Annotated in this window: 9 protein-coding genes; 6 read left to right on the plus strand and 3 right to left on the minus strand. The window is 50.2% G+C overall.

Going from position 1 to position 10,317, the window contains the following annotated elements:
- Positions 1-364: 364 nt before the first annotated feature.
- Positions 365-2,098 carry a M3 family oligoendopeptidase gene (locus HHO50_RS00985; protein WP_181304140.1) on the minus strand — a complete coding sequence of 578 codons (1,734 nt, stop codon included), beginning with the start codon at positions 2,096-2,098 and terminating at the stop codon, positions 365-367.
- An 18-nt stretch (positions 2,099-2,116) separates the two neighbouring features.
- A complete protein-coding gene (locus HHO50_RS00990; RefSeq protein ID WP_181304141.1) occupies positions 2,117-3,199 on the minus strand; it encodes a ferredoxin--NADP reductase in 1,083 nt (360 codons plus the stop codon).
- Positions 3,200-3,366: 167 nt separating this feature from the next.
- Between HHO50_RS00990 and HHO50_RS00995 the strand changes: the two genes are divergently transcribed.
- Genes HHO50_RS00995 through HHO50_RS01005 form a run of 3 tightly spaced genes read left to right on the plus strand, consistent with a single transcriptional unit; the run spans position 3,367 to position 6,119 of the window.
- Positions 3,367-4,065, plus strand: a complete 699-nt coding sequence (locus tag HHO50_RS00995; RefSeq protein WP_181304142.1) for a peptidoglycan DD-metalloendopeptidase family protein — start codon at positions 3,367-3,369, stop codon at positions 4,063-4,065.
- A gap of 55 nt (positions 4,066-4,120) precedes the next feature.
- A complete protein-coding gene (locus HHO50_RS01000) occupies positions 4,121-5,299 on the plus strand; it encodes a hypothetical protein (protein ID WP_181304143.1) in 1,179 nt (392 codons plus the stop codon).
- A 31-nt stretch (positions 5,300-5,330) separates the two neighbouring features.
- The gene (locus HHO50_RS01005; RefSeq protein ID WP_181304144.1) at positions 5,331-6,119 is read left to right on the plus strand and encodes a mechanosensitive ion channel family protein; all 789 of its coding nucleotides are present in this window, start codon (positions 5,331-5,333) and stop codon (positions 6,117-6,119) included.
- 140 nt (positions 6,120-6,259) lie between these two features.
- Here HHO50_RS01005 and HHO50_RS01010 read toward each other — a convergent pair whose 3' ends face one another.
- Positions 6,260-7,474, minus strand: coding sequence for an FtsX-like permease family protein (locus HHO50_RS01010; RefSeq protein WP_181304145.1), 1,215 nt, complete (start codon positions 7,472-7,474; stop codon positions 6,260-6,262).
- A gap of 50 nt (positions 7,475-7,524) precedes the next feature.
- On the opposite strand from HHO50_RS01010, the gene HHO50_RS01015 reads away from it, so the two are divergent.
- The 3 genes from HHO50_RS01015 to HHO50_RS01025 are packed head-to-tail and all read left to right on the plus strand — an operon-like array spanning position 7,525 to position 10,211.
- A complete protein-coding gene (locus HHO50_RS01015) occupies positions 7,525-8,763 on the plus strand; it encodes an exo-beta-N-acetylmuramidase NamZ domain-containing protein (RefSeq protein WP_181304146.1) in 1,239 nt (412 codons plus the stop codon).
- A 3-nt stretch (positions 8,764-8,766) separates the two neighbouring features.
- On the plus strand, positions 8,767-9,708 hold the full coding sequence (gene fmt, locus HHO50_RS01020; protein ID WP_181304147.1) for a methionyl-tRNA formyltransferase: 942 nt from the start codon (positions 8,767-8,769) through the stop codon (positions 9,706-9,708).
- The gene (locus HHO50_RS01025) at positions 9,705-10,211 is read left to right on the plus strand and encodes a dihydrofolate reductase (protein WP_181304148.1); all 507 of its coding nucleotides are present in this window, start codon (positions 9,705-9,707) and stop codon (positions 10,209-10,211) included. The genes fmt and HHO50_RS01025 overlap by 4 nt, the downstream gene beginning before the upstream one ends.
- Positions 10,212-10,317 lie beyond the last annotated feature (106 nt).

A 10,317-nucleotide genomic window follows, 5' to 3' on the forward strand; every position in this document is an offset into this window, starting at 1 on the left:
CCCCGAGCGTGCCTCGCTTTTGGCCCTGAATGAACATCAGCTAAGAGAGACAGACAGTACAGGCCGAAAGGGCAGTGCGAGAGGGGAAGACGGGGCCTCGCGGCCATGAGCGCTTAGCGGAACAGATGAAACAATCCAGTACTTGCACCCACGCAGGGAGCGGACAAGCCAAGGGAACAGCGTATTGCGTGCACCTGCCAATATCTCCAAAGAAGCCAATCCTAGCCAGAAGCCAAAGCGCAGAAAGGAACCAATAAGGGTATTACATAAAAGGAGCCTAGAAACGGAAAAGCCTCAGCGTTATCTTCTGAGGCTTTTCCGTTTTTAGGCTCATTTGGGAAATTCCGGGTGAAACCAGGGCTACTTACCCTAACTGTGCCAACTCATCTTTCACGAAATCCACCAAGGTCTGAATATAGTCACTGGAGAAGTCAAAGCGGATACCGGCGGCGGCGTATATTTCGCCGATGGTAGCGGTATAGCCCAAGCTGAGGGCTTTTTTGTAGCCCTCCAGGGCGGCTTTCGGCTCGGTTTTGTAGCGTTTCCAGACGGCAACGGCCCCTAACTGGGCCATGGCATACTCTATGTAATAGAACGGCACTTCGTAAAGGTGCAGTTGTTTTTGCCAGATAAATGGTTTGATGTGCTCTAAACCGCTCCAATCCACTTTCTGCAGGTTGAACTCCTCAAAGATGCGCACCCAATTCTGATGCCGCTCTTCTACGCTGTGGTTGGGGTTTTCGTACACCCAGTGCTGGAATTTATCAATGGTGGCTACCCACGGGAACGTCTCTAGCACGCCTTCCAGGTGCTGGCGTTTGGCGCGTACCAGATCATCCTGGTTCGGGAAGAAAATGTCCCAGTGGTCTAGGGTGAGTAATTCCATGGACATAGAGGCCAACTCAGCCACCTCAGACGGCGGATGCTTGGCGGCGTTCAGGGGCAGGTCACGGGTTAGGAAGGAATGGACGGCGTGGCCTCCTTCGTGCAGTAAGGTCACCACATCGCGGAGCGAGGAGGTCGCATTCATGAAGATGAACGGCACGCCAATCTCATCCAGCGGATAATTATACCCTCCCGGCGCTTTGCCCTTGCGGGATTCCAGGTCCAGATGACCCATCTCGCGCATGGTCACCAGGCAATCGCCTAAGAAGGAATCCAGGCGGTATAAGCAGTTTATGGTTTGGGAAAGCAGCTCGTCTCCGGTTTGGAACGGTTCCAGCGGGGGCAACTGGCTAGGGTCTACGTCCATGTCCCAGGGTCTCAACGGGTCTACGCCTAAGAGCTCTTTGTGCTTGTGCTCTATCTCACGCGTGACCGGTACTACTTTCTCTTTTATAGCCTGGTGGAACGAAAACGTATCTTCTGGGCCGTAGTCAAACCGGCCGAGGGCAGCAAACATGTAGTCTCGGAAGTTGTCAAAACCGGCGTTCACTGCTACCTGGTGGCGCAGTTGCACCAGTTCGGTAAACAGATCATCCAGCTTTTCTTTGTCTTCCAGCCTCCGGGTCTGGATAGCCAGGTACGCTTCTTCGCGCACGGCACGGTCTGTTTGCTTCAGGCGGTCGGCGGCGCGTTGCAGGGTCATTTCCTCGCCATCCAGTGTTACCATCATGGCCCCGGCAATGGCCCCGTACTGTTGCTGTTTGGTGCTGATCTCGGTCTGTAGCGGAATATTCTCCTCCCTAAACAGCTCTATGGCCCGGCGCACGCCCCGCAGGTAAATGCGGTATTTCTCCTCGTCCAATCCGTCAATGTACGGCGACTCTACCAACTTGCGGTTGAAGGCATCGTCATAGGGAGAGGCTTGGGGCTCAATCTCGGTCACGAAGAACTGAAACGCTTCCGTATGGGCCTCGTCTTGGGTGTCACAGGTCATCTTGATGTAGCGCCACGCCAGGTTCTCAGAGAGCACGCTCTCCAGTTCGCTGCGGTCAGCGATCCATTTCTCCAGGTCAGCCTGCGAGTGAAGCTCGCGGTTTTTCAGTTCCTCAAAGTAGGTCTCCAGCGCCCCCCAATCCCTTACCTCAAAATCGGCGGGGATGTACTGGCGGGTTTTGCGTTCCGGCAATGCGAACGTTTTGGAGGTGTTTTCCATAAAGTAGGGCAAAAACGATTAACCAATCTCAATCACAACATCGGCGGTGAGCGGATGGCCAACGCAATTCAACACGTACCCGTGGGCAATCTCGGCGTCTGACAAGCCTTCGCGCTCATCTAAATGCACGCGGCCGCTTACGCATTTACCCATGCAGGCGGTACACAAACCGGCCTGGCAGGAATAGGGCAAGTCTATATCGGCCCTTAAACCGGCTTCCAGAATGGTTTCGGTGGGTTTCACCTCTACCTGGTACTCCTCGCCTTCATACCGAATGGTGACCGTGCGGGTGATGATCTCGTCAGACTCTGGGGCGGCGCTTACATCAGCGCCGTGCTCTTCTGATGAGGTTGGGGCGGTGAAACTTTCTTTGTAGACCTGGTTAGCCGGTACGCCTTGGAAGTGCAGGGCTTCCTTCACTTCGTTCATCATGCCTTCGGGGCCGCACATGTAAAAACTCTCCTGCTGGTAGCCGGGCATTTTAAGGTCGTCTAACAGGCGCAGCACCATAGAACGATCTAGCAGACCTATGTGGTCTTGCTTTTCAGTGGCGTCTACCAGGGCCTCGTTGAACACGTGCACCACTTTCAGTTGCTGCGGATGTTGCTGCTCTAGTTGCGTGAGTTGGTCTTTGAAAATCACGGATTCTACGTTCCGGTTTCCGTAAACAAGCGTCACCCGGCTTTGCGGCTCATATTTCAAGGTGCTTTTGAGCATGGACAAGAGCGGCGTGATGCCGCTACCGCCGCCAAACAGGTAGATGTGGCGTTTCTGCGCAGGCTCGGGCTTCAGCACGAAATTGCCCAAGGGTGCCATCACTTCAATGGTCTGGCCTACCTGGGCATTATCGGCCAGGAAGTTGGACATCAGGCCGCCTTCTACCCGCTTCACGGTCACCGAGAAATAGGGTTCCTCTGGAGTGCTGCACAATGAATACGATCTGCGCACTTTAATCCCGTTCACGGGCACGATCAACGTCAGGAACTGACCCGGGATGTAAGGAATATTCTTTTTGTCTGGATGGTCTAGATGAAGGGTGATGGCGTCTGACGTCTCTTGCGTGATGGCCACCACTTTCATGTTGTAATACGCGTTGCTCATAGTTTTTATACGAAAAACGAAGGTGATTCGGGTTGACTAACTTTTAATATGGGAGGAAAGTTACAACATTTCAGAAACCAACCCGAACTTAGCCTAAAAAAAGCATCCGTACGTTTGTTTTTCCTGTATCTTTCCCTTTTTCTTCGTTTACGTTTTTGAGCCCTTTTATGGAAAATGCGTCCAAACTGATCCAGCTCCTGACTGCCCCCGCTTCTTCCTTCGCCCCCATTATAGACCATGACCTTAACGCTGAGGACGTGGCTCGCCTGGATTTTACCTCTTCTAATTCTGCCCTGCTCCAGACCAACCTGCGGGACACCGCTTCTTTTGAACAATTTGTGTTAGAGATGCTTCGCCAGAAAGAAGCGACTGTTGGCGTGGGTGGTTACTTTGAGAACCGCGTCATCTACCGCCGCAGTGAGCACTTTGACGGTTCTGCTGAGTCCAGGTCTGTCCACTTGGGAGTAGATATCTGGGCCCCGGCTGGTATTCCTATCTACGCACCGGTAGCAGGTACCGTACACAGTTTTCAGGACAATGCCAATTTTGGCGATTACGGGCCTACCATCATTTTAGAGCACGAAGTAGAGGGAGTCCTTTTCTTTACTTTATACGGCCACCTGAGCCGCACTTCCTTGAACGGTTTATTTGTGGGCAAACCAATCTCTGCCGGAGAACAGGTAGCCACCATGGGCCCCTACCCAGAAAACGGAGACTGGCCCCCGCACCTGCACTTCCAACTCATGACCAATCTGCTGGGCAAAAGCGGGGATTTCCCGGGAGTTTGCGCCCCTTCTGAGGAGGCGTATTACCGCCAGATTTGCCTAGATCCTAATTTGATTTTGCGGTCACGGCATTTGGGGTAGGCATGAATTCCTTGTAACATAAGTGAATCCTAAGTACTTTAAAATATAGTGTGGTATGCGTGAGAGTATAAGGTTGTTGATCCTCTTTGTGGCTATTTCTTTAGTTATCTTAGTGCGAGTTGGCTTAGAAAAGGATGGTTTTACTACTCCAGACTCTATTCATTACATGAATGCGGCCCAAGGGCTTTTAGAAAATGGAAACTTGCAATACAATATCAAAGGTAGTACAAACACTTTTACTATTTGGCCTTTAGGCTATCCCTTCTCTATAGCAACCGTTTCTCATCTTTCTCCTTTCTCAATACTATGGAATTCAAAGCTGGTCAATCTTCTCTGGATCGCCTTCACTTTCTTACTTTTACGAAAGCTGTATCCTGAAAATGCTTTTTGGATTGGCTTAGTATTTTGCATGCATTCCATTCTGGACATCTTCTCCTATACTTGGTCTGAGCCCGGGTTTATGGTAATTATGCTGTGGTATTCAATAGCCTTACACCATTTTATTTTCAAACCGCAGGAAAGAACTGAATGGGCATTTCAGCTTCTATTTTCCATTTTAGGAGCATTTTTGTACCGCTATTTTGGAGGTTTCCTTTTAGGTGTACTGTCCCTTTTTGGTTTTTACTTTTTATGGAAAAGAAAGTGGAAAGAAGTAGCCCTTCTAATAGGAATTGCGGTAGGGGTAATTGGTTTTATTATTTGCTATTTCTGGTTTGTACGTCAGCATACAGGTTATTATTCTGGCACCACCAGGATTCCTGCTGACGAGCCCTTCTTCTACTTACTTAAGAACTTATTTCAAACCCAGCTGAACGAGGTCTTACTAATTAGAAAGTTAACTTTTAACAAAGTAGACATAGTAGCTATAGGTTTTCTACTAGTCCAAATAATAGTGATGTTTGGTGCTCTGCACCGAATAAAAAAAGTAGTGGGCTGGAGGGAATTACTGGCCCCAACGGCAAAAGACTCCTTACCCATGACTATAGCATTTGTGGGGGCCTGTTATTGGCTCACCATGGTGATCTTACGTTTCTTCATGAAGTTTGACATGTTCGATTTTAGGCTTCTAACCCCTGCCACTTTTTTGTTTTTGATCTCTATTCATTCCTACCTAGCTGCAGAACATAGATACTCTCTCTTACAAAGGGTTCAGAAGCCAATAACACTTTTATATATAATCGCCTTAGCGCATGGCCTTTATAAAAAACAATTACTATTGCTAATAGTGGGATAGTACCCCGTTCAATTAAGCTCAACTTCACCTTATGTTTGACTCAGAACGCTTCTTAATCAAGATACAAGACTTTGCGGTGCTGTATGGCATCAAAATTTTAGTAGCCATTTTTATCTTACTGATTGGCCTTTGGCTAATACGCCGCATCACAGAGTACTCGTACAGACTAATGACCCGCAAAAACGTAGACCCGTCTTTGCGGCCGTTCCTGAAGAACATTCTGAACATTGTGCTGTTGGTGATGCTCATCATGATTGTGATAGCCCAGGTAGGCTTGGAAATCACGTCGTTTGTGGCATTACTGGGCTCTGCGGGTTTGGCGGTGGGCTTAGCATTGCAGGGGAGCTTGTCCAATTTCGCGGGAGGAGTGCTGATTCTGGCCATCAAGCCTTTTAGGGTGGGGGATTTTATTGAGGCACAGGGCCAGAAAGGAACGGTCTCCATCATCAATATCTTCAATACCGTTATCACTACCGAAGACCACAAAACTATTTACCTTCCTAATGGGCCGCTGGCCTCGGCAGTGGTGGTGAACTATGATGTAGAGAGCCACCGGCGCCTTGATGTTTCTTACACCATAGATTCAGCGGTTCCGCTTTCGAAAGTCAGACAAATACTAGAGCGCATCATTTCTACTGATAACCGCATTTTGAAAGACCCTGAACCATCTATTGGGGTAGAAAAACTGGCTGGCCAGACCATGACGTTGTCGGTGAAAGTGTGGGTGCAACGCAGCGATTACCGTTTTCAGCAGGTGTCTGAGTCTTTGAATGAGAAGGTGAAAGAGGCTTTTGACCAGGAAGGAATTGCTTTCAGATAAACCTCAGAACTTAGCAGTGGACTAAAGATAAAGCTGTATTCTCACTCAGATTGAAGACAAATCAGGAAATATACTTTTAACCCAATCGCCCTGTTTTAGGCCTGTTTTCAAGAAAACAGGCCTAAAACAGGGCGATTGGGTTAGTCAAACTTGATGGCTTTTACCGGATGAATGCGGGCGATGAGTAGCGTGGGCAGCAGGATGGACAACATGGTTAAAATAAACGTGATGCCGTTGATGCCCACCCAAATGCGCCAATCCCAATGGATGGGCACCGTATCCATGTAGTAATTCTCGGGGTCTAGCGGAATGAGGTGGAAGTAATCTTGCACGCCGCAGAAAAACAGGGCCAGCAGGTTTCCGCCAATGAGTCCCCAGATGGTGAGGCGCAGGCCGCGGTGCAGGAAAATACCCCTTATCTGTCCGTTGGTGGCTCCCATGGCTTTTAGCGCGCCAATCATGTTGGTTCGCTCCAGAATCATGATAAACAGCGTGGAAACCATGTTGAAGGTAGCCACAAACACAATTAAGACCAGGAAGATGATGACGTTGCGCTTGAGCAATTCCAGCCAGTCGAAGAGTTGCGCGTACGTATCGGTGATCTTCTCCAACTGTAAATCGTAGTTCATCTTGTCAAAAACCTGACTGGTGACCGTGTCAATCTGGGTGAAATCACTGAGCAGGATTTCATAGCCGCCCACCAGCGTATCGGGCCATTGGTTCAGGTCACGTATTTGCTGTAAATCTCCCAACACGTACACGTTATCGAACTCCTCCAGACCGGTTTTAAAAATGCCTTTCACCTCAAAGCGGCGCATGCGCGGCGGGTTCTGAATGAAATAGAACAACACCTTCTCCCCTACTTTCAGGCGAAGTTTATCAGCCATGAGCTGGCTCATCATGATTTGGTTGGAAGCGGCGGTATCATTGAACTCCATCACGGAACCCGAGACCAGGTTGGCCTTCATCCCTCTAAAATCATAGGTCGTGTCCACCCCTTTCAGCACCACGCCCAATACTTCATCCTCGGTCTTGATAATAGCCGTTTTACGCGCGAAGGGTTGCAGGTGCGCTACGCCGGGTATGTTCTTGTAATCACCCAGGCCGGTGGAGGTGCCCATGGGGTACCCCTCAAACGAATTGTTGGTGTCAAATTTGCTAATTTGCAGGTGTCCGCCAAAACTGAAAATCTTTTCCTGAATCTCGTAGCGGAAGCCTTCCAGAATGGCGAAGGACACAATCATGATGGCAATGCCCAGTCCTACGCTGAACTTTGCTATTTTTGTGACCGAGGCGGTAAAAGAGTCTGAACGGGCGCCAGACAAACGGCTGGCAATGTATCGGGAAAGATTCACTTCGTCTATTTTGTGCTTAAAGATAGCTATCTGTTCTTAAACTTAAACCTATGCTTACAATCGTCCTTCGTACGGCAGTGCTTTGCGCCACGCTGGCCAGCAGCCCCCAAACAGAATCTGTACCACCGGCAAGCCCGGCCGTCAGCACCGGTTCCATAACCGCCAATGCTCCTGAGCGTACGCCCCAACAGGCTCCTCTGCTAACGGGCGCGCAACAGACAGAGTTATATCTGCCTTACTTACAAGGCAAGCGCGTGGGAATGGTGGTCAACCAGACCTCCACCATCGGCAAGACCCACCTAGTGGATACGCTTCTAAGCCGAGGCGTGAAGATTACGATGATCTTCGCGCCCGAGCACGGTTTCAGAGGCGACGCCGATGCCGGAGCCCACATCAGCAACTCCACCGATTCCAAAACTGGCCTGCCCATCCTTTCCTTGTATGGCAGCAATAAAAAACCCTCGGCGGAGCAGCTGAAAAACGTGGATGTCCTCTTGTTCGATATCCAGGATGTGGGCGTGCGGTTCTACACCTACAGCAGCACCATGCATTACGTGATGGAAGCCTGCGCCGAGCAGAACAAACCCATGCTGCTGCTGGATCGACCCAACCCAATAGGCTATCTGATTGACGGCCCGGTGCTGAAACCACAGTTCAAATCCTTTGTGGGCATGAACACCATTCCCATTGCGCACGGATTAACGCTGGGCGAGTACGCTTTGATGATAAACGGCCAAAAATGGCTCAAAAACGGAGTGCAGGCCGAAGTAAAGACCATTCCGGTGAAGAATTACAACCACAAGATGTTCTATTCTTTGCCCATCAAACCATCGCCTAACCTGCCCAATGATCAGTCCATCAGGCTGTATCCGTTTCTATGCCTGTTTGAAGGAACCACGGTGAGCCAGGGCCGCGGCACGCACACGCCGTTCCAGGTGATTGGCGCTCCTTACTATCCTGATAAATCTTTTGCTTTCACGCCGGTATCTATCCCGGGCATGTCTATGGAACCGCCGTACAAAAACCAGGTTTGCTACGGAAAAGACCTGACCAACCTGAAACTGAAGGAGAACTTTACCCTGAGTTATTTACTGGACTTCTATCAAAAATCTGGGCAGAAAGAGAAGTTCTTCAACAACTTCTTCAAAAGCTTGGCCGGTACCGATGAACTGCAAAAGCAGGTGATGGCGGGCCTGAGCGAGAAAGAAATACGGGCCTCGTGGAAACCAGCCCTGGAGGCCTACAAAAAAATGCGCAAGCAGTACCTGCTTTACCCAGACTTTGAATAAACCATGCGGAAAGAAGACCTCCGGATTATCTTTATGGGCACCCCAGACTTTGCGGTGCCCGCCCTTCAGGCCTTAGTAGAACACAACTGGAACGTGGTGGCCGTGATTACCGCCCCAGACAAACCCGCCGGCCGAGGCCTCAAACTGGTATATTCCCCAGTGAAGGAAGCGGCCTTGCAGCACAACTTACCCGTGCTGCAGCCCACCAACCTCAAAGATCCAGCCTTTCAGGAAGAACTGAGAAGTTACCAAGCCAGCCTACAGGTGATTGTCGCCTTTAGAATGCTACCCGAAGCCGTGTGGAACATGCCTCCTTTGGGCTCGCTCAACATCCACGCTTCCCTGCTGCCGCATTACCGCGGGGCAGCCCCCATCAACTGGGCGCTTATTCACGGCGACCAGGAAACCGGCGTCACCTCTTTTTTCCTGCAACACGAGATTGACACCGGCGACATCATCCTCCAGAAAAAAGTAGCCATTGCTCCGGAAGACGACTTCGGGACGCTGTACGAAAAGCTGAAGCATGCCGGCGCCGACCTCCTGCTGGAAACCGTAACTGCCATTGTGGAAGAACGTGTGCAGACTTACCCCCAGCCCCAACCCGAAGAACCCTTGCGCCTGGCCCCCAAGATTTTCAAACAGACCTGCCAGATAGATTGGCAGCAACCCGCACAGCAGATTCATAACTTCATCAGAGGTTTGTCACCCTACCCGGCCGCCTGGACTATTCTGGAGGAAAAGCAATTCAAAGTGTTTTCGGGCCGAATTCTGGAAAATACCGCTGAAACGGCACCCGGTTCCTACACCACCGACGGGAAAACCTATCTGCACATTCAATGTGGCGAGGGAACTGTGTATGCAATAGAAGAACTACAGATGGAAGGCAAAAAGCGGATGAAGGTTCAGGACTTTTTGCGGGGATTCACTTTTCAGCACGCCGTATGATCGCCTTAGTAGTCGCCATTGCCGAGAACAGAGTTATTGGGAAAGACAACCAACTCATCTGGCACTTGCCCAAAGACCTCCAACATTTCAAGAAACTAACCCTGGGCCACCCCGTGGTCATGGGCCGAAAAACGTTTGAAGCCATTGGTAAACCCTTGCCCGGCCGCACCTCCATCATCGTCACGCATCAACAAAACTATTCGGCTCCGGAAGGCTGTATTGTCACTTCCTCTCTGGAAAAAGCGTTAGAGTACGGCCTCGCGCTGGACGAACACGTGATGGTCGTAGGCGGCGGCGAAATCTACCGGCAAGCCCTGCCCCTGGCCGAAGTGGTGTATCTTACCTTGGTGCACGAATCTTTTGAAGGAGACGTCCTTTTCCCTGATTTGGAAGCTGATGCCTGGGAAGTGACCGACCAGGAGGAACATTTACCCGATGAGAAACATGCCTATCCTTTCACGTTCTTCACGTTCAGACGAAAAGCCGGTTTTAGCCAGAACTAAGAAATCTGGCCTCGTTTTACGGCTACTTTCGCGAAAACAGCCCAGAAACGAGATAACCAAATAGGGCGTATTGCGCAGTAAGAGTTCACTAAAGGAATTCCGTTTA

Source organism: Rufibacter sp. XAAS-G3-1, from assembly GCF_013623775.1.
Taxonomy (GTDB): Bacteria; Bacteroidota; Bacteroidia; order Cytophagales; family Hymenobacteraceae; genus Nibribacter.